An 18,833-nucleotide genomic window follows, 5' to 3' on the forward strand; every position below is an offset into this window, starting at 1 on the left:
ACACCGCATTCGGAGCAGAAAGTAGAGCATGCACGAGGAAGTTGTCCGTTCGCTGGCGATCGGTCGGACACAGTTCAGTTACCGGTTGCTCCGGCAGTCCGATCCGCGGACCGAGCCGGTGATCGTGATCGGCGGCGGACTCCAGGGCAGTAACGGCTGGCCGCATATGGAGGATCGGATCACCCCGATCGCGTGCCTGGTGACGGCGGACCTCCCCGGAATGGGGACGTCGGACCCGTTGCCTCCCGGTGCCGGCACCGACTTCATGTGCGCCGCGCTCGACCGGATCATCGACGATCTCGGCGTACCGCGGGTCAACCTGTTCGGTTATTCCTACGGCGCGGAACTCGCCTTCGGCTGCGCTCAGCGCAGCCCTCACCGCATCGCACGGCTGATCCTCGGCGGAGTGGTCTCGCACACCGACGCGGCGCAGCGGGAATCGTTGCGCGAGGCGGCCGCCCACCTCGCGATCGGGGCGACCGAGGAGTTCGCCACGGTGGCCGCGAACATGCAGCTGTGCCTCGACGAGAATCGGCGCATCCCGCGACGTTCCCTGGTGTATCGGTACGTGCGGCGGTCAATGCTCCACGTCGCCGTCCACGTTCCGCACGTGATGGATTACCTGCGTCGTTCCCTGATCAGCGGCCCGTCCTTCGACGGTGGCCTGTCCGGGGTACCGGCACTGGTGTTCACTGGCGAACACGACTCCATCACCGCTCCCGAACGGCAGCGCGAGTTCGCGGCCACCATATCCGGCAGCCGGTTCCTCACGATCAAGGATTCCGACCACTGGGTCGTCCTGGAGCGTGCGGCCGACGTCGCCGATTTGGCGGTCCGCTTCTTCACCGACCGCCCCTTGGAATCTGCGCCCTATGTGACCGTCATGGACCCCATCGGGCCTAGTGTCGCGTGATCCTGCAGGTCTTATGCGTGATTGGACGGCGATCTCCGGAGATCGCCATCTGATCACGCGTAACCGCCGTCTGATCACGCGAGATCGCCGTCCGAGGAACGAAACCAAACGTCAAGCAAGCAGGATCACGCGACACTAGTGCTGGACAACGGATGCTTCGGTGACCGCGCTCTGCGGATCGCCGTTGTGGAAGGCGCTTCGTAGTTCGCGTAACCGGTATCCACTGATGGCGCTGTTGCTCGACCTGCTCACCGCAGGCGCTCGGCCACACGACCTCGTTCGCGGGGAGAACTTTTCGCTTTAGGTGCGATCCTGCTGGTTCAGGCTTTCTCGCGGGGTGCACGTTTGCGCTTTGTGGCTCGCGGGAAATTGTCGGGAGAGGATCGCCTGTGGGCACGGTGGCCCGCGGTGTTGATGCGGTTGCCGCATAACTCGGGTGGCCCCAGGCGCGACCGCGCACCGAGAACGCCAAGACCTGCGACCACGGCGAGCAGGCGAGCCGCTACGGCATCGTCGGGAGCATCGACGGCCCATCCTCGGTCCGGCGCCCGGGCCGACGATCGTTGACGAGCGATCGTCGGTCCGGGCGCTCAGGTCAGGACCCTCGAGGAGCTATAACGTCGCCTCCCACGCGGTCACCGCACCACCGGTGACCTGGTCGATCCAGGTCCGATAGCCGGGAACACTGTTGTAGATTCCGGGACCATTGAGGCAGTTGCTGCTGTTGTTACCGGATCGGCTGGTAGCGCCGGTCAGCTCACCACCCAAAATGGACGGTCCCCCGGAATCGCCGTAGCAGGCACTGGTTCCGGGTGCGCCCTGGAAGCAGATCTCTTTGCCTCGCTTGAAATTGGCGGTACACCTGGAGTCCGCGACGGTAGTGGTGTCCACCTCGCGAAGCTGTGGCGACGAACCACCGCAACCAGGGGTGCCGCACGTCTGCCCGTGACCGATCAGCTTGTTGACGGTGCCGACGGCCGGGCTGGAGGCCGCGATCTTGATCGGCGTGGCAGTGGCTGCTCTCGACAGCTTCACCACGGCGATGTCGTTCGCGCCGAGGGTCGCGCTTGCCGCGACGATGAGTTCGCCGCCGAAGCCGGTGTTGACCGCGCCGATCCGAGCGGAGAAACCGCCACCGGTGGAGCCCTGGACGCAGTGCCTCGCCGTGACAAGCCATTGCGGGGCGATCAGCGACGCCCCGCAGAAATGACGACCATTGCGTTGAAGCGACGCGAAGAACGAGTAAGGAGTGGTGACGACCTTGCCGCCGATGATAAAAGGTTCGATCGGCGGTGCGGCCGGTGACCCGGCCGCTGCCGCGGGCCCGGCAAAGAGCGACCCGGCAAAGACGGCGGCGGCGATCATGGACATACGTCGGATCCACATGATTTTTCGGCCTCCTGCACAGAAAGAGGGAGTCCAGCATGGGACGGGATTCAGTGGTGTCAGATCGATCAACACCTGACCGTAGTGCTCTGTAAAGTATTCGGTACCCCCATTGGTACTGAATCGGACATACCATCGATAGGCAAGGCGAAGGTAACGCGCCGGATCCCCTCGCCGCGCTCACATCCGTGTTGATCCGCCACAGGACTGTTCCCGTTGACACGCAACGAGATCAGGAGCCTTCACGGCCAACTCGTCATCGAACCACCGCACGCCGTCATCGATATCCAGGGCTGGTCGGAACGGCGGCGCCGACACCAACACCGAGCGCTGCCAGTATCACGAACCGCGGCTGGAGTAGTGACTTCAGGCAGGACGGCTCCTGCCCGTAGTCCTGCGCTGTATTTCGGTCCTGGCACGGCGCGCAGCGTTCTGTGCTCGCCCCGCGGTTCGACGGTGCTTACTCCTCAGCCCAGCCTCGACCTGCCGCAGACGACTGACGGTGCGCTCAGTGAAGAGGAGTTGCCCTAATCCCAGGCACGATGTCTGTCTTGATCTTGACGACGTACCGGGTCGACCGTGGTCGGAGGGCATTCCTCGCGAATGCGTTCAAAGGAACGCGAGCATGGCCTCGATCACGCGTGAAGATGCGATCATGTGCTTGGTGTGATGAGAGGCACAGGGAAAGGGCTGTAGGGCTTGTTGCCTGGGTCGGCGACGACGGTGATGGCTCGAGCTGCGTTCATCTCGGCGAAGCAGGTGAGCAGGGTTTCGCCGGTGTAGTCGCGGAGTACGCATGGCGCGCCATCGGGTGAGGTGGATCCCGCTGGGGAGCTTGGTCTTGGGGATCCATCGTCCATCAACGTTGCCATAGAGTCGAATTCGCCGTGGGTACCGAGTGGGAGGGGCCTGCGTGCCCTTCGTCATCTCCGTGAGCATGGATTGCCGTGCTGCCCTCGGTTTGACCTGACTGGGCTGGGCGATTGCCCTACCAGCCATGGCTCATGGTGGTGCCTGCGCTACCAGGAGTCTTCTCCCTTGCGGGGTCGATCGCGGTCATCGTCATCCGTAGGTTGTGACGAGACAGATCACCACCGGTTAAGGGGAAATGATAAATTCCCCTTAACCGAACGCTCTTGGGCGGGACGCGGTGCTGCTCGAACACCCTCTCCGACCTGCTCTGACCCGGTGCGCTGCTGATTCCCTGGCGAGTGGGAATAAGGAAGGCTTTGCCATCCAGCGTGTAGTGTCTCGATCGGCATCGCGGGCAACTGTAGGCACGTGCTGCCCGCTTGGCGGGGACGAGGGCGGCGTCGCTGCCCTGTAGACTCCAGCAACTAAGAGCTCGTCTCATGTGGTGAGTTTGTGGAGTTTCTTATAGCAGGTGAGGCTGGTTCCGAGGATGAGGAAGGCGAGGAAGTGTTCGCTTTGCGTTCGTAGCGCAACGTGAGGCGGCGGTATCCGGTGAACCAGGCCATGGTTCGTTCGATCACCCAGCGGTGTTTGCCGAGTTTGTCTTTGGATTCGATGCCTTTGCGGGCGACGCGGACCTTGATGCCGCGGTCGTGGACCCAGCGTCGCAGGTCGGGCTGGTCGGAGGCCTTGTCGGCGTGCAGCTTGGCCGGCTTACGCCGCCGCGGACCGCGGCGGGACTTGATCGCCGGGATCGTCATCACCAGCGGCTTGAGCGCGTGGGAGTCGTTCGTATTGGCGGCGGAGACGGCGACGGCGAGCGGCAGTCCGGCGCGGTCGGACAGGGCGTGGATCTTCGAGCCGGGCTTGCCGCTGTCGACCGGGCTGGGACCGGTCAGAGATCCCCTTTTTTGGCCCGTACACACGCTCCGTCCACGATCGCGCGGCTCCAGTCGAGGTGGTCCTGGCTGCCGAGTTCGTCCGAAAGTGCGTGGTGCAGGCGCCGCCAGAGTCCGGCTGTGGTCCACTGGCTGAAGCGGCGGTGCGCGGTCTGGAACGGCACCCCGAACGACGGCGGCAGATCCCGCCACGCACACCCACTGGTCAGCACATACACGATCGCGGTGAACACCGCACGAGCATCCACCGGGGCAGTACCACCGCCCTGCGGACGCGGCTCGAACACCAGGATCAACGGCTCGACCAGGTTCCACAGCTCATCCGGCACCAACCGCAACGACAAACGATCAACCACAGCAAAGATCAGTGACCGATCACCACGTAAGACACGCTCTAAGCGGTCTTCTCGGCCTTGCTCAGCTTGGCCTGAGCCTGCTCGAACAGGGCCTTGTAATCCACCTCAGCGGCCTGTCCGGTCTCGGCCGGTGTGCTGGCCAGCCCGGTGTCGGGCGGGGTCGTGCCGGTCGCGGTCGCATTGGGCTCCGGCGGGGTCTGCGAGGTGGCGGCGTTGTCGCCGGGTACGCGGGAATCAGTCACTACCTGTCCTCATGGAATGCACTGAGTGCCATCAGAGGCACGTATGAAAATTCGTGGCGTGAACGCCACGCCGACACGAACGCAGGCCGCTGTGGCCGTCCTTGGCGCGTGCCCGGTCGGAGCTCAAGTCGTCGCCGGTACCAGCAGCGGGATCACGGCGTGACAGCTCGATTGGATGCTGGTCGCCATGGTCACGTTCGCGGGTGGCGCAGTCGCCGCTTCACTTTCAGAAAACCGCAAAAACCCATTTCACCCGCACAAAAAAGTGCGGGTCCTAGTACAAAAGTGCTAGTTGCTGGTGTCCTGCGCCTGAAGTTCGCCCCCTTAAACTGGGTGGATGGATGGCGCGGATGGATTGGCCGCGGTCCGGCGAAGTGAAGCGAACGCACCCCGGGATTGATGGAAGCCCTTTCCGGGTAGTAGAGGGTTATGAAAGCCGACACATCCAAGGACTTCGACAACCGGTCGCCCTTCACCTGGAGGGCAACGACAACGGCGTTGATGGCCCTCATGTCGGTGGTAGCGGGCATCAGCATCGTCGCCTCCAGTGGCCAGGGAATCGGGTGGTTCCTGCTGGCGATCGGACTGGTCACTGCTCTGGTCGCCGCCTGGATCTTCCACCTCGCCCGGAAGTCTCGCCACCCGCAGGACTGAGCCGACCGGCTCTAGCGGCCCGCGCCGGAAACCCGCCGCCGCGAGCTAGCCAGTGCGCGGGTGCAGCGCGTCCGCCGCCTGCGCATGATCGGCGCGCTGCTGGCAGAGGTGGTCGCCGCGTTGGCGGCAGGCACGTCCGCCGAAGGACCAGCCGCACACCGGAATCCGCAGGGACTTCGGCGTGCCGGTCTTGGAACTGGGTTTCCGGGTGTGGGAACGGGGTTCAGGAGAGGTGACGGCCCGCGTCGCCCGAGGTCCCGCCATCACCTCGGCCTTGATCGCCTGCCGGTCCGATGGCGTCAGCCCGAACCGCGCCGCGAACGTCAGGAACGTACGTTCGGAATCGGCCCGCACCTTCAACGCCGGATTCGGCACCAGACCCCGCCACCAGGAACCAGCAACGCGGAACCGTTCACCAGGGCGGTAGCTACGGCATACCGGGCAAGGGCCTCGTACAGCACCCCAAGGGCGTCGACGTCCCATGCGGTCAGGACTCTACGTGTGATCATGCTCGGGGAGAGCCGATCCCAGATCGCCCGCCCCTTCTCCGATAGCCACTCCGGCGACACGATCTCCGCCGCAGGCGGCACGGGCTCAGCATCGTTGATCCGGTCCTTACGATCACCGTGCAAGATCCGTAGCGAGGTCGGTTTTCGTGCGGGGCCGCGCTTCCCATGACGCCCCCTACACGAGTTCTGCTTTGATACGACGTACCGAGGATTCTCGCCTGTCCGACTGTTCCCGTGTTGCTCCATGTGGGTTGACATCGACGAGGCGAGTTGCAAAAGCTCTACTTTGTCGTTAGGCATATGTCGACAATCTGTTTCTACTGGGGAGAAGATGATCATGGCACGAGCTGTCAGCCTTATCGCTACGGTTCTATTGACGGCAGGGATAGTCACTGGAACGGCAGTTGGTCCAGCGGCCGCAGCGACCCCCTGCCCGTCGGGCGAAGTTTGTATGTACGAGGGCTATAACTTCACCGGCACCATGCGCTATATGTGGCCGGTTGAGCCTGGAGACTGTGCCGGTCTCACGTTCAAGGTTCTCTCGGTCCACAATCGAAGCTTCGAGTTTCAACGGCTTTGGGCAAATGGGAATTGCACGGCGAGCAATGTTCTCGTCGCACCTGGGGGCAAAATCGGACGACCAAATTTCGTTGTTAGGTCAATAGGCGGCCGCTAACGGTGAAGAAGCGAAGGATCCGTGACTACGGAAGCCGACGTGTGACTTGACGACATGTCGTAGGCGTGAGGTGGCCACCGCATGATCACCATCGAGATGGGTTGACCTCGAAGATGGCATGGTGGCCGCCTCGTGGCCCGTAGTCGGTGATCGCCTGAGCCAGCGTTACTAGCTGGAGCCGCTGGACGCCTTGCCGCGTCCTTTCGCTTTGGGGGCGGTGGTGGCCTTCTTGCGGGCAGTGCCGCGTTTCTCGGCTGCGGCGGCGGTCTGTCGCTTGCGTGGAGGCATTCAGTTCACCCCCTCTCCGCGTCGTCGGGTTCCGGCATGGTGACGCCGAGCAGTTCCGCGGTGGCGTAGCCGTCGAGGTACTTGTCCCCGATGACGACGAGACCGGCGGCGGCGAGGAAGGCGTCCTTGTCGTCCTGGCTCGTGAAGCAGACGCAGAACCAGTACTTGCTCTCGGTCGCGAGCTGTATCCGTTCCAGCTCGCGGGCGGTGCGTTCGCGGAAGCCGCGGTGCAGCGCGTCGTCCTCTTCGTCGCCCGTGTACTCGACGCCGGGGAGCGGATCGGGGTCCGGCTCGACCGTGAGCAGGGCCAGCACATCATCGTTGAACTTCATGCCGGACACGGACGACGACATTTGAAGCTGCGCGAGCAGCGCGGCATGGGGATCGTCAGCGGGTGAGGTCATGACGCAGCAACTCCAGCTCGGCGAGAGGGAACCAGTCCAGAACTCGTGCGTAGTCCTCGGGCGCGTGACGGCTCGAGATTCCCCCGGGATGCGGACACGGGGCTTTCACGCGGCTGCGTGGGTTTGAGCGTAAGTGATACGGGTTCGGCTGGTGTGTGGTGGCCGACTGTCGAATGTAGACGGTCGTGGTTGTAGTAGTGCAGATAGCGGAATACGTCGTGTCGTGCCTGGTGCGGGTCCGCCACATCGTGGTGCCGATTTCGGTTTTGAGGGTGGCGAAGAACGACTCGGCGACGGCGTTGTCGTAGCAGGATCCGACCCGTCCGATCGACGAGCGGATCCGTGACTTGGCCAGCGCCCTCCGGAACTGGGCCAAGGTGTACTCGACGCCGCGGTCGGAGTGGAACACCGCGTCGTGGCCGATCAGGCCGCGTGCGGTGGCCAGGGTGATCGCGTCACAGGCCAGGTCCGCGCGCATGTGATCGGCCATGGCGTGCCCGACGACCTCGCGGGTATGCAGATCGATCACCGTGGCCAGAGGCCAAGGACGCCCGCCGAGTGGTCACAGAGCTCAACGCGGCATGCGTGCGGGTCGCCCGGGCCCACACGTTCGGCAAAGGCATGGGCATCGCCGCCCCGCAGATCGGCGAGATCGTGGCGGTACGCGGGACGCTGGACATCCCCGGAGACCGTCCACGCCGCGAGCGAGAACACCTTCGGCCATCCTGGTGCTACGGGACGCCGGGTATCGCCCGAGCCCTCCAGCTCGCCGGCCGCGCGCTGCACGACCGCTTCCGCCAGCAGCGCGCCGAAGCCGCCTTCACCACGTGCCTCAACGACCCAGCTCAGCTGGACTCTCTCACCGACCGGAGCCTGTGCCACGGAACCGGCGGTCTGCTCGCGACCGCCCGCCGCATCGCCGCCGACGCCGTCGAGCCGATCACTCTCACCTCGGCGCTGCAGCGCCACCGGGACGCCACGGCGCCGCCCGACGAGCCTGCGGGATTCCTCACCGGCTCGGCCGAGCCACCCTCGCGACCATCGCAACCGTGGCGACATCGTGGGACGCCTGCCTTCTGCTCCGCTGACCCCCAAAGGCCATTGTGGGCACGACCGCATGGAAACAACTGAACATCGCCTATCCCGGCGACGACTCCGCCGAACGGGAACGTCACGCCACCGAGCATCTGACCGGCATCCTCCCGGCCGCCGAGGCCAGCGGGCTGATCACGTCCTGGTGGTTCATCCGGAAAGGACCCTGGCGCGTGCGCTACCTTCTCGCCAGCCAGCCCAGCAGCCGGGGTGGCTCGGCTCATCGTTCGTCCCCGACCGCCTTGTGACCCGCTTCGGCGCCTCCAGCTCCATGAGCGTCGCTCAAAGCATCGCGGTCGTAGTGCCCTGGCCCATCGCCATCGGGGCACTGCCACCGGGCCTTGGCTTGGGGTCCACACTCCGCTAGGCGCACTCACCGGCGGCCTCATCGCTTCGGCCTGGAACCTCCGCGCCGTCTGGCTGCTCGCCGCTGCCCTCCAGTCGTAGCCGCGCCTATTGTTTGGCGCAGCCTGCTCCGGAAAGCCTTCACGACGCGGAGGATTGAGGACGCCCCCACGTCGGCGTTGTTCGAAACTTTGACGACGCACTTCTCGCAGATACTTCCGGCGGCACCTACCTCACTCCCGAACCCCTGACCCGCTTGAAGCCGTAATCGCTTCTCTGTCGAATCTTGAGTATTCGTTGGGGCGTGACCTAGCTTCAGCAGGGTTGCCAGACATCGAGGCGCTCCTTCCCGTCACCGCGCGAACCGAATGAGTCGAACTCAACTGGTATGAGAGACATGCTTACCGTAGCCTCGCGCACTTTGTTTTCAGGGCTTGCGGGCGTAAGTCCGGCAGGTTTTCTGATCGCGGCAAACGCGACTGGCGAACTTCTGGAGGCAATGTCTCCACTTGACAATCTCATCCTGTAGGTATATAGGCCGAACCGACGGTGGGTCTCATCTTTCGCCCGTACGGATATCCGCCTGCGACGTTGATGGGAAGGCTCGTGACGGGTGCGGCTGGCCGACCAGCTCTACGCCTGCCCTGCGCGGCTCCAGCCGGATCTGATTGAGCTCTGCCTGGCAGTAGAACTCACCGCCTGGATGTGGTTGCTCGCCCTGTGTGACCACGACATTCGCCGCAAGGGGCTCGAATGTCTGGGCCGCTCTACGCTTGCCCTTGGCTGGCCGGCTGCGACCACCCTGCGAGGCGAAAGGGTCGACAACCCTTGGCCTGGACCCCGGCGGTCACCCGCCGAGCGAGGCACCCGGCCACCCCTCGCGACCAGAGTCAATTGATAGAAATCCAAACACGAACCCGCAGGTCAGCACGTTAGCCACGCGAACTATCTGGCTTGCTGGGGCAATGTGTTGGGCCGAACGCCTGAATACTAAAGTCGTGACATTCAAGTGATGTAGATCACATATGCTTGAGCCTGCCGTGTGTAAAAGCGATAGCTTCGGAAGAGCGATATATAGGACGACGCAGTCTTAAACCTGGGGGATTGTGTGCTCGATAGAGTTGTTGTCGTCGGTGGCGGCACGGCTGGATGGATGACCGCGACATACTTGCGCGCGGCTTTTTCCGACCGGATTTCCGTAACTTTGGTTGAATCCTCAAAGGTAGGCACAATTGGTGTCGGAGAGGCTACATTCTCTACGATTCGTCACTTCTTCGACTACCTCGGCCTCGCCGAGGAAGAATGGATGCCTGCATGCCAGGCCACTTACAAGCTGGGGATCCGGTTCGAGAACTGGCGGCAGCAGGGTGAGCACTTCTACCACCCCTTCGAGCGGCTTCGGGTCGTCGACGGGTTCCCCCTGACCGACTGGTGGTTACAGCAGAAGCCGTCGGCTTCCTTTGACCGGGACTGCTTCTTGATCGCCGCGCTGTGCGAGGCGAAGCGGTCGCCCAGATATCTCGACGGCCAGTTGTTCGAGCAGCAGTTCAAGGAAACCGGTGCGCATGCCGCACACCGGACCACACTCTCCGAACAGGATACTCAGTTCCCCTACGCGTACCACTTCGACGCGGCGCTGCTGGCGAAGTACCTCAGCGGGTTCGGTCGTGACCGTGGTGTCCAGCACGTGTTGGACGACGTGCTCGACGTCGCGCTCGACGAGCGCGGCTGGATCAGCCATGTCGTCACCAAGGACCACGGTGAGCTGCACGGTGACCTGTTCATCGACTGCACCGGGTTTCGTGGTCTGCTCTTGAACAAGGCGCTCGGTGAGGAGTTCGTGTCCTATCAGGACACTTTGCCCAACGACCGCGCGGTCGCGCTCAGGGTGCCGACCGACATGGCTGCCAACGGCATCCGCCCGTGCACGACGGCCTCCGCGAGGCAGGCGGGGTGGATCTGGACGATTCCGCTGTTCGGTCGTATCGGCACCGGCTACGTCTACGCGGGCGACTATCTGACCCCGGACCAGGCCGAAGCCGAGCTGCGGGCGTTCGTTGGCCCGGTCGCCGACGACCTCGAGGCCAACCATATCCGGATGCGGATTGGCCGCTCCCGCAATTCCTGGGTGAACAACTGTGTCGCGGTCGGACTGGCCAGTGGTTTCGTCGAGCCGCTTGAATCGACTGGAATCTTCTTCATTCAGAACGCCATCGAGCAGCTGGTGAAGCACTTTCCCGGCAACGGCTGGGACGACGCTTTGCGCACGGCGTACAACCGTCAGATCGCCGGAGTGATGGACGGCGTCCGGGAGTTTCTTGTCCTGCACTACTACGCGGCCGCCAGAACCGACAATCAGTACTGGCGCGACACCAAGACCCGTCCGCTGCCCGATGGCCTGGCCGAGCGGCTGGAGCAGTGGCGTGTCAAACTGCCCGACACCGACTCTGTGTGGCCGCAATACCACGGATTCGAGCCGTACTCCTACGTCTCGATGCTGCTCGGACTCGGCGGCGTGCCAGTGCAGGCGTCACCGGCATTGGCCATGCTCGACGACACGAACGCCGTCAAGGAGCTGCAGGCCGTCCAGGACCAGGCACGTGACCTGGTCGACCGGCTGCCGAGCCAATACGACTACCTCGCGCAACTGCAAGGCTCGACGAAGCTACTCACGTGATCGTAGTGCTGCACGTGATCGCGGCGGTCGCGGTCACGCTGCTGATCGCGTTCCTGGCAGGTGCACTGGCCCGACGGCTCGGGCAGCCCGCGATCATCGGTGAGATCGCGGCTGGTCTGCTCGTCGGCCCGATCCTGGTTGCGGTCGGCGGCATCGGTGCGATCGACGTTGTCACGCCACTTGACGTGCGCGACGCGTTGCACGTGCTTGGCCAAGCGGGTCTGGTGTTCTTTCTCGTGGCGGTCGCGTACGAGCTGAAGTCCGGATTCGCCGGACACTCGGCGTTACGCAACGTGTGGCTGATTGCCGGCGGACTGATGCCTGGTCTGGTCGCAGGCGGGGTGCTCGCCGTCGTCGTGCTCGGTGATCCAGTCCTGCGCGGCACCGCCCCGGCCCCGGCACTGGTGGTTCTCCTGGCGATCGCGTTGGCGGTGACCGCAGTACCGGTACTGGCAAGGATTGTCGGCGCGCGTGGACAGAAGATCTCCGCGCTCGGCAAGCTGGCACTCGGCACCGCCGCCGTCATCGACGCGGTCGCGTGGATCGGTCTCGCGGTGGCGATCGGACTGTCGTCCGGTGAGATGTCGTCGAGTGCCCGGGCCATCGCCGTGCTGATCGGTGGACTGGTCGTCGCCATCGCGCTCGCCCGGCTATTGGGAGTGAACGGTGTCGGCCGGATCGCCGCACGTTCGGCGACAGGGACCGCCGTGGTGATCGTGGCCGTCGCACTGAGCGCCGCGCTTCTGGCCGAACACTGGGGAATGACCACTGTGTTCGGTGCGTTCCTCGTCGGGCTGGCGCTCCCGGCTGATCGACCCGGCACGCGGTGGAGCGAAGTCGTCGGGAAGATCGGTCGGCTCGGCGAGCTGATCGTACCGATTTTCTTCGTGGTCACCGGAATCAAGGTGTTCACCGGTGCGATGGTGGCGACTCCGATGTGGTTCATCGCCCTCGCGACACTGCTGGCGATCGTGGCCAAGGTAGGCGGTGGCTACGTCGGCGCCCGTTGTGCGGGGTACTCACCTTGGCAGAGCGCCCAGTTCGGCGTGCTGATGAACACCAGAGGGCTCACCGAGATCGTGTTGCTGCAGGCGGGTTACGCCGCGGGGATCCTGTCGGCGCCGTTGTTCATCGCACTGATCGTGATGGCGTTGGTGACCACGGCACTGACCGTGCCCCTGTTGGGTCTGCTCGGCCGGTTCGCCGCGCGCCGCGGTGCGGTGCTCGCCTCTGTGCTACCGCCGCTGCCGCGGCCGGTCCGAGAAGGAAGGACGACATGAGAAACTTGATTTCGCTCGCGGACCTCACCCCCGATGTGGTCCGCAAGCTGACGCTCCGGTCGGTCGAACTGGCGAAGGAGCCACGGCGGCGGCACCAGACCCTCGACGGCAAGTCGGTCGGCATCTTCTTCCGCAGGTCGTCGACACGGACGAGAACCTCGTTCTGGGCGGCGGCGACCGGGCTTGGCGCGCAGGTGATCACGTACGGGCCGGACGATCTGCAGCTGATCACCGGCGAGTCACCGGAAGACACCGCCCGCGTGCTGTCCGGCTATCTGGATCTGTTGGTGGCGCGGACGAACGACGAAATGGTCGAGCTGCGCAGGCTGACCGGTCATAGGCTCGGTGTGGTCAACGCGCTGACCCGCTGCCAGCACCCGACTCAGGCACTCGCCGACCTCTCGACGCTGTCGGAGGAGTTCGGCACGCTTGAGGACAAAGAACTGCTGTACATCGGGGAAGGCAACAGCACCGCGTCCGCCCTTGTCCTTGCCACCGCGCTGACTCCGGGCTTCCGACTGACCCTCGTCACCCCTGACGGCTACGGTGTTCCGACCGAGTTCTTCGACACCGCACGGAAGCTGGCCGATGGTGAGCCAGGTGTCCAGCAACACCACGACTTCGGTGCGATCGCGCCGACCGCGGATGCCGTGTACACCAGCCGTTGGCAGACCATGGGCGTGGTCAAGGACGATCCGGACTGGCTGCGGGCTTTCCAGCCGTACCGCGTCACTACCGGGCTGATGGCCGAGGTGGCGCGGCCCGGCGCGATATTCCTCCACGACCTGCCCGCCATCCGCGGCCAGGAAGTGACCGACGAGGTGCTCGACGGCCCGTCGAGCCGGGCATGGCGGCAGACCGCGCACAAGATGACCAGCGCGATGTCGGTGCTCGAATGGTGTGCCGGAGTGCTGCCGTGAGCACGAAGGCAACGGCATTGGTCAGTGGCGGCGCCAAAGGAATCGGCATCGGCCTGAGCAGGCGGCTGCTCAAGCTCGGTTACCGGGTGGTCGCCCTCTACCGGTCGGACGAGGAGTCGGCAAGAGCGGTGGTCGACGAGCTGGCCAGCGACGACTTCGAGGTGCGGCGATCGGACGTGTCGGACCCGCGGAGTGTCCGCGCGCTCGCGGACTACGTCCTCGGCACGCACGGTCCGGTGACGGTACTGGTCAACAACGCCGGGTTGAACATCGACAAGCCGTTCCTCGACATCTCCGACGACGACTGGAACCAGGTGCTGGCCACCAACCTGTCCGGCCCGTTCTATCTGACCAGGGCACTGGCCCCGGCGATGATCGAGGCGGGCGGCGGTTCGGTGGTCAACGTGGGCTCGACGACCGCGATCCGGCCGCGGGTCAACGGCGCGAACTACTGCGCGAGCAAGGCCGGGTTGCTGCACCTGACCAAATGCCTCGCGCTCGAGTTGGCGCCGAAGGTACGGGTGAACAGCCTGATTCCCGGCATGATCGAGTCGGCCGAGATGCGCACCCGCTACCGGCTGGACGAGCCGGAGTACCTGGCGGGGCTGCTCGATGAGATCCCGCAGGGACGCATCGGGTCGCCGGAGGAGATGGCCGACGCGCTGGAGTTCCTGATCGGTGCTGGGGGTGCCTACATCACCGGACAGAAGCTGATTGTCGACGGTGGCCAGTTCATGTGGTGAATAGAAATTGGAGTGGTGCAAGATGAGTGAACCGAACGAGCGCTTCGCACAGGTCAAGAAAGTGGTGTGCGGGCTGCTGGAGATCGATGAGAACGAGGTCACGGACACCGGCCTGTTCGTCGAGGAGTACAACGCGGACTCGTTGCAGGCCATCGAGATCCTCGCTGGACTCGAGCGGGAGTTCAATGTGGTGATCGGCCAGGACAAGATAGTTGAGATGGTGAATCTGCGTAGCGTGTATCAGGTGGTCGCGGAGGCGGCCCGCTGGTAGTGGGCTGTCGCCGCGCGATTACGGCAGACTGGGGGTTGGCTAGGTGTCAGGTGAGTTAGCGCGGCCGATGGCCGCGTCCAGGCGGGTCGTGCTGACCGGTCTCGGGGTGCTGTCGAGCATCGGTACCGGGATCGAGCAGTACGCCGAGGGACTGCGTGCGGGCCGAAGCGGTGCATCGCCGATCAAAGCCTTCGAAACCACGGGATTCGACCACACGAACGCGTGTGAGGTGCACGACTTCTCCCCTGCGGAGTGGGTTCGCGAGCAGCAGCCGGAAAGTCTCGGCAGGGCAAGCCAGTTCGCCGTCGCCGGTGCTCGGATGGCCGTTGCGGACGCACTGTGGCCGTTGGACGCGCTGCGGGCCAGGCGTGGCCTGATCGCGATCGGCACTACCGACGGAGAGGGCGACCACATCGACCAGCTTGTCCGTGCGGAGGTCGACACCGGTCCGCAGGGGCACGATCCAGTCGTCGCCCGCCGGGTGGCACCGCACCGGATGCCGCTCGCGGTTGCCAGGGAGTTCGGACTGTCCACAGTGGAGACCATGACGGTCGTCACCGCGTGTTCGGCCGGCAACTACGCGATCGGCCACGGCTTCGATTCCATCCGTAGTGGCGAGGTCGACTACGCGCTCTGCGGCGGCGCGGACGCGATCAGCAGGCGGACCTTCGTCGGCTTCTACCGGATGGGCACGATCGCGCCGGACGTCTGCCGCCCGTTCGACAAGGACCGTAAGGGAATTCTTACCGGCGAAGGATCGGGATTCGTGATGATGGAGAGCCTGGAGTCAGCGCTGGCCCGCGGTGGGCGCATCCACGCCGAAGTTCTGGGCTACGGACTCAGTTGCGACGCCTACCACCAGGTGGCGCCGCAGCAGGACGGTGTCGCGCGATGCATGTCGGCAGCACTGCGCAACTCGGGCGTCAGCCCGGCGGAAGTCGATTTCATCTCCGCGCACGGCACCGGGACGAAAGCCAATGACGTGGTCGAGTCACGGGCGATCCGAGAGGTCTTCGGTACTACGCCGCCACGCACCGTGTCGCTCAAGTCCATGCTCGGCCACACCATGGGCGCGGCGAGCGCGCTCGGTCTGATCGGCTGCGCGCTGGCGATCAAACACGGGTTCATCCCGCCGACGATCAACCACCGCGAGACCGACCCGGAGTGCGAGATCGACTGCGTGCCCAACGTTTCCGTGCCCGCGGACGTCCGGATCGCGCAGAACAACGGGCTCGCGTTCGGCGGCAACAACGCCGTCGTGCTTCTCGGAAGGTATGGAGAGCGCTGATGACGCCTGGCGCGGTAGCGATCACTGACTGGTCCGTGGTCTCCCCGTACGGACTCGGCAATGACGCGTTCGCCGAAGGAATACACACAGCTCGCGGTACCGTCACCCGACTCGACTTGGACCACTGGCAGTCCGCTGAGGACCGTGCGTGCCTGGTTCCCGGATTCGACGTGCGCGAAGTGCTCGGCCACAGGGGAACCCGCACCATGGACCGGTTGACCGGCCTCGCGGTCGCCGCGATCGGAGAGCTGCTCGCCCGGACTGGTGTCGACAACGATGACGCCCGGCTGGCTGCGACCGGGCTGGTACTCGGCACCGCGATCGGCAGCGCACAGAGCACAATGGACTTCATCAGGCCGTCGTACACCGCGGACGTGCCGTATTTCGTCGATCCGGCACAGATGCCGAACGCGGCGATGAACGGTGTCGCGGCGCGCAGTGCGATCTGGCACCGGCTGAAAGGCCCGAATGCGACAGTCGCGGGTGGGCAAGCGGCGGGTCTGCACGCGCTCGGTTACGCACGGCGGCTGCTGCGATCCGGCCATGTGACCGATGTCGTCTGCGGTGGGGCCGAGGAGTATTCGACCGCACGGTCGTGGCTGGACCATCGCAGCCGCGGCGGCGAGCGGGCGACGGCCGTGCCAGGCGAAGGCTGTGCCGTGCTGATGCTCACGGCAGCGGAAAACACCGGAGGGTCCGCTCAGGCCGAATTGCTCGCTGTGCACAACTCGGTGTGTCTGGATTCCGATTTCCGTCAGTCGGTCCGCGCGTGCCTGCTCGACCTTCTCGGCCGGGCCGGCGCCTCGCCTGCCGACGTATGGGCGGCGGCATCCTCCGGCGACTCGCCCGGCGCCGGTACGGCCGAACAGGATGTGATGGTCGAAGTGTTCGGATCCGAGGCGACGGAGCGGGTCGCGGTGACCGAACTCGTCGGTGACACCGGATGCGCCTCGGCGGGCTTCCAGATCGCCGCGATACTCGCCGCCGCGGCCGAAGACGAGGCCGCGATCGGAAAGCTGGCCATTGTCTCGTCCTCGGACCGTGACGGGACGGTAGCGGGCGCCTTGTTGCGGCTGCGAGGCCCGGCATGCTGACCACACCCGCGAGTTCCGTTGTGGCCCGACCGGTTGTACTGCGCGACCCGGTTGTCGTCGAAGGGGAGTGGCAGGCGGCGACCACCATGTTGATCGGCGCCGAGGAGCCGGTGTTCGCGGGACACTTCCCCGGATTTCCGATCCTGCCAGGAGTGTGCGTGCTGGAGTGCGTCCACCACAGCCTCCGCACCGTCGCGCCCGAGCTGCTCGCCGATGCACGGATGGACGGGATCGAGAGTGCCCGGTTCACCGGGACGGTGGTGCCAGGGGACGAGCTGATCATCGACCTGCGGTGGAACACCGAGGCCGACCGCGTGCGGTGTTCCGCGAAAGCCCACAGTGGCCAAAGCGCGATCGCCACCATCCGGTTGACCTATCGTCGAGGAGGCGCGGGGTGACCGGTCACGTGGACATCGGAAGCCTGCTGCCGCACACCTACCCGATGTTGCTAGTGGACGAGGTCGTCCACGTGGTGCCGGGTGAGCGGCTGGTCGCCCGCAAATCCGTGACCTGCAACGAACCTTGGTACGCGCGAACCGGTTCGGACGCCCCAGGTACGGCGTACCCGCCAAACCTGGTACTTGAGTCGTGGGCACAGGCAGCGGGCGCGCTGGGCCTGATGTCGTTGCCGGACACCGATCATCCGCCGGTCCTGGGTTCGGTGACCGGTGTCCGATTCCTGACAGAGGTCCTGCCCGGTGCGGTGCTCGAACACCACGTCCGGCTGGAGCGAATGCTGAAGGACGTACTGCTGTTCAGCGGATCCAGCATGGTCGCGGGGGCGACGGTGCTCACGGTCGAGCGGATGGTCGCGGCGATCCGGACGGTGGACCAACTGCGCCCACAACATCTCAAGGAGCGAAGATGACGGCCGACAACACACCACCTGCCCCGGTAGCGCTGGTCAGTGGCGGTTCGCGGGGCATCGGCAGGGCCATCGTGGTCCGACTGGCGCAAGACGGGTACGACGTCAGCTTCTGCTACCGGTCGGATGAGCAGGCCGCGCGGGAAGTGGAGAAAGAGGTCGCCGGCCTCGGCAGGCGCGTGCTGGCGGCAAAGGTCGACGTCAGCGACGCCGCCGCGGTGAAGGACTGGATCGACCGCACCGAAAGAGAACTCGGCGAGCTCGACGTCGCGGTCACCTCGGCGGGCACCGCACGGGACACGCCGCTGGTGATGATGCGGCCCGAGGACTGGCACGACGTTCTGGACACCAATCTCGACGGGGTGTTCCACGTCTGCCATTCAGCCGTTTTCGGTATGATGAAACGCAAACGTGGCCGCCTGGTGCTGGTGTCCTCGGTCGCGGGCGTGCACGGCGTGCCGACGCAGACGAACTACTCGGCGTCCAAGGCCGGAATCCTCGGCTTCGCCAAGGCACTGGCCAAAGAGGTCGGCAGGTACGGCATCCGGGTCAACGCCGTGGCGCCCGGACTGATCGAGACCGATATGACCGCACAGCTCAAACCCAAGGCACTGGCTCAGACACTGAGCTCGGTGCCGCTCGGCCGGATGGGCCGCCCCGAGGAGGTGGCCGATCTCGTCGGCTTCCTGTTGTCCGACCGGGCCGGCTACATCACCGGGTCGGTATTCCACATCGACGGCGGAATCAGGGTCGTCTGACCGCCGGTCAACTCGAAGGAGCACATATCATGACCAATCCGTTCGACGATCCAGATGGCTCGTTTCTCGTCCTGGTCAACGACGAGGGACAGCATTCACTATGGCCCGCGTTCGCCGAGGTCCCCGCCGGGTGGCGGACGGTCCACGGTGCGACCGACCGTCAGTCCTGTTTGGACTACGTGAACCAGCATTGGACCGACATGCGTCCGAAGAGCCTGATCGAAGCGATGGACGGCTGACGGCCCAAGCGGGCCGGAGCTT

21 protein-coding genes and 1 pseudogene are annotated in these 18,833 nt (G+C 65.0%); 16 read left to right on the plus strand and 6 right to left on the minus strand.

Annotated features, from left to right (window positions below; translation table 11 throughout):
- Positions 1-28: 28 nt before the first annotated feature.
- Positions 29-913 (plus strand): alpha/beta fold hydrolase, encoded by an 885-nt coding sequence (locus ACM6LR_RS23480; protein WP_414941233.1) that lies wholly within the window; start codon positions 29-31, stop codon positions 911-913.
- A gap of 612 nt (positions 914-1,525) precedes the next feature.
- Here the strand turns inward: ACM6LR_RS23480 and ACM6LR_RS23485 are convergent.
- From ACM6LR_RS23485 to ACM6LR_RS23495, 3 genes and pseudogenes are all read right to left on the minus strand, one after another.
- A complete protein-coding gene (locus ACM6LR_RS23485; RefSeq protein ID WP_414941232.1) occupies positions 1,526-2,284 on the minus strand; it encodes a S1 family peptidase in 759 nt (252 codons plus the stop codon).
- Positions 2,285-3,649: 1,365 nt separating this feature from the next.
- Positions 3,650-4,466, minus strand: a pseudogene (locus tag ACM6LR_RS23490) (IS5 family transposase).
- A 38-nt stretch (positions 4,467-4,504) separates the two neighbouring features.
- On the minus strand, positions 4,505-4,708 hold the full coding sequence (locus ACM6LR_RS23495; RefSeq protein WP_414941231.1) for a hypothetical protein: 204 nt from the start codon (positions 4,706-4,708) through the stop codon (positions 4,505-4,507).
- 510 nt (positions 4,709-5,218) lie between these two features.
- Between ACM6LR_RS23495 and ACM6LR_RS23500 the strand changes: the two genes are divergently transcribed.
- On the plus strand, positions 5,219-5,362 hold the full coding sequence (locus ACM6LR_RS23500) for a hypothetical protein (RefSeq protein WP_414944491.1): 144 nt from the start codon (positions 5,219-5,221) through the stop codon (positions 5,360-5,362).
- A gap of 45 nt (positions 5,363-5,407) precedes the next feature.
- Here the strand turns inward: ACM6LR_RS23500 and ACM6LR_RS23505 are convergent, their stop codons facing one another.
- Positions 5,408-5,737, minus strand: a complete 330-nt coding sequence (locus tag ACM6LR_RS23505; RefSeq protein WP_414941229.1) for a P27 family phage terminase small subunit — start codon at positions 5,735-5,737, stop codon at positions 5,408-5,410.
- Positions 5,738-6,208: 471 nt separating this feature from the next.
- On the opposite strand from ACM6LR_RS23505, the gene ACM6LR_RS23510 reads away from it, so the two are divergent.
- Positions 6,209-6,547, plus strand: coding sequence for a peptidase inhibitor family I36 protein (locus tag ACM6LR_RS23510; protein WP_414944492.1), 339 nt, complete (start codon positions 6,209-6,211; stop codon positions 6,545-6,547).
- 293 nt (positions 6,548-6,840) lie between these two features.
- Here ACM6LR_RS23510 and ACM6LR_RS23515 read toward each other — a convergent pair whose 3' ends face one another.
- Positions 6,841-7,239 carry a hypothetical protein gene (locus ACM6LR_RS23515; protein WP_414941227.1) on the minus strand — a complete coding sequence of 133 codons (399 nt, stop codon included), beginning with the start codon at positions 7,237-7,239 and terminating at the stop codon, positions 6,841-6,843.
- A complete protein-coding gene (locus tag ACM6LR_RS23520) occupies positions 7,223-7,768 on the minus strand; it encodes a DDE-type integrase/transposase/recombinase (protein WP_414941226.1) in 546 nt (181 codons plus the stop codon). Before ACM6LR_RS23520 ends, ACM6LR_RS23515 begins: the two co-directional genes overlap by 17 nt.
- Before the next feature lie 29 nt (positions 7,769-7,797).
- Here ACM6LR_RS23520 and ACM6LR_RS23525 point away from each other — a divergent pair, with 29 nt between their 5' ends.
- The 13 genes from ACM6LR_RS23525 to ACM6LR_RS23585 all read left to right on the plus strand — a co-directional run bounded on the left by ACM6LR_RS23525 (position 7,798) and on the right by ACM6LR_RS23585 (position 18,811).
- On the plus strand, positions 7,798-8,370 hold the full coding sequence (locus ACM6LR_RS23525; RefSeq protein ID WP_414941225.1) for a lanthionine synthetase LanC family protein: 573 nt from the start codon (positions 7,798-7,800) through the stop codon (positions 8,368-8,370).
- A complete protein-coding gene (locus ACM6LR_RS23530; protein ID WP_414941224.1) occupies positions 8,343-8,579 on the plus strand; it encodes a hypothetical protein in 237 nt (78 codons plus the stop codon). Before ACM6LR_RS23525 ends, ACM6LR_RS23530 begins: the two co-directional genes overlap by 28 nt.
- Positions 8,580-9,784: 1,205 nt before the next feature.
- Positions 9,785-11,353 (plus strand): tryptophan halogenase family protein, encoded by a 1,569-nt coding sequence (locus ACM6LR_RS23535; protein ID WP_414941223.1) that lies wholly within the window; start codon positions 9,785-9,787, stop codon positions 11,351-11,353.
- Positions 11,350-12,633: a cation:proton antiporter gene (locus ACM6LR_RS23540; protein ID WP_414941222.1), complete on the plus strand. Its 1,284-nt coding sequence runs from the start codon at positions 11,350-11,352 to the stop codon at positions 12,631-12,633. Before ACM6LR_RS23535 ends, ACM6LR_RS23540 begins: the two co-directional genes overlap by 4 nt.
- Positions 12,630-13,553 (plus strand): ornithine carbamoyltransferase, encoded by a 924-nt coding sequence (locus tag ACM6LR_RS23545; RefSeq protein ID WP_414941221.1) that lies wholly within the window; start codon positions 12,630-12,632, stop codon positions 13,551-13,553. Before ACM6LR_RS23540 ends, ACM6LR_RS23545 begins: the two co-directional genes overlap by 4 nt.
- A complete protein-coding gene (locus ACM6LR_RS23550; protein ID WP_414941220.1) occupies positions 13,550-14,296 on the plus strand; it encodes an SDR family NAD(P)-dependent oxidoreductase in 747 nt (248 codons plus the stop codon). The genes ACM6LR_RS23545 and ACM6LR_RS23550 overlap by 4 nt, the downstream gene beginning before the upstream one ends.
- 22 nt (positions 14,297-14,318) lie before the next feature.
- Positions 14,319-14,567: an acyl carrier protein gene (locus ACM6LR_RS23555; protein WP_414941219.1), complete on the plus strand. Its 249-nt coding sequence runs from the start codon at positions 14,319-14,321 to the stop codon at positions 14,565-14,567.
- A 67-nt stretch (positions 14,568-14,634) separates the two neighbouring features.
- On the plus strand, positions 14,635-15,855 hold the full coding sequence (locus ACM6LR_RS23560) for a beta-ketoacyl-[acyl-carrier-protein] synthase family protein (protein WP_414941218.1): 1,221 nt from the start codon (positions 14,635-14,637) through the stop codon (positions 15,853-15,855).
- A complete protein-coding gene (locus ACM6LR_RS23565) occupies positions 15,855-16,949 on the plus strand; it encodes a beta-ketoacyl synthase N-terminal-like domain-containing protein (protein ID WP_414941217.1) in 1,095 nt (364 codons plus the stop codon). Before ACM6LR_RS23560 ends, ACM6LR_RS23565 begins: the two co-directional genes overlap by 1 nt.
- Positions 16,943-17,347, plus strand: coding sequence for a 3-hydroxyacyl-ACP dehydratase FabZ family protein (locus ACM6LR_RS23570; RefSeq protein WP_414944493.1), 405 nt, complete (start codon positions 16,943-16,945; stop codon positions 17,345-17,347). Before ACM6LR_RS23565 ends, ACM6LR_RS23570 begins: the two co-directional genes overlap by 7 nt.
- Positions 17,344-17,817 (plus strand): 3-hydroxyacyl-ACP dehydratase FabZ family protein, encoded by a 474-nt coding sequence (locus ACM6LR_RS23575; protein ID WP_414941215.1) that lies wholly within the window; start codon positions 17,344-17,346, stop codon positions 17,815-17,817. Before ACM6LR_RS23570 ends, ACM6LR_RS23575 begins: the two co-directional genes overlap by 4 nt.
- Positions 17,814-18,572, plus strand: coding sequence for a 3-oxoacyl-ACP reductase FabG (gene fabG, locus ACM6LR_RS23580; RefSeq protein ID WP_414941214.1), 759 nt, complete (start codon positions 17,814-17,816; stop codon positions 18,570-18,572). The genes ACM6LR_RS23575 and fabG overlap by 4 nt, the downstream gene beginning before the upstream one ends.
- Positions 18,573-18,601: 29 nt before the next feature.
- Complete coding sequence (locus tag ACM6LR_RS23585; protein ID WP_414941213.1) at positions 18,602-18,811, plus strand: MbtH family protein; 210 nt, start codon at positions 18,602-18,604, stop codon at positions 18,809-18,811.
- Positions 18,812-18,833: the final 22 nt, after the last annotated feature.

Source organism: Amycolatopsis sp. cmx-11-32 (assembly GCF_047608695.1).
Lineage (GTDB): Bacteria > Actinomycetota > Actinomycetes > Mycobacteriales > Pseudonocardiaceae > Amycolatopsis.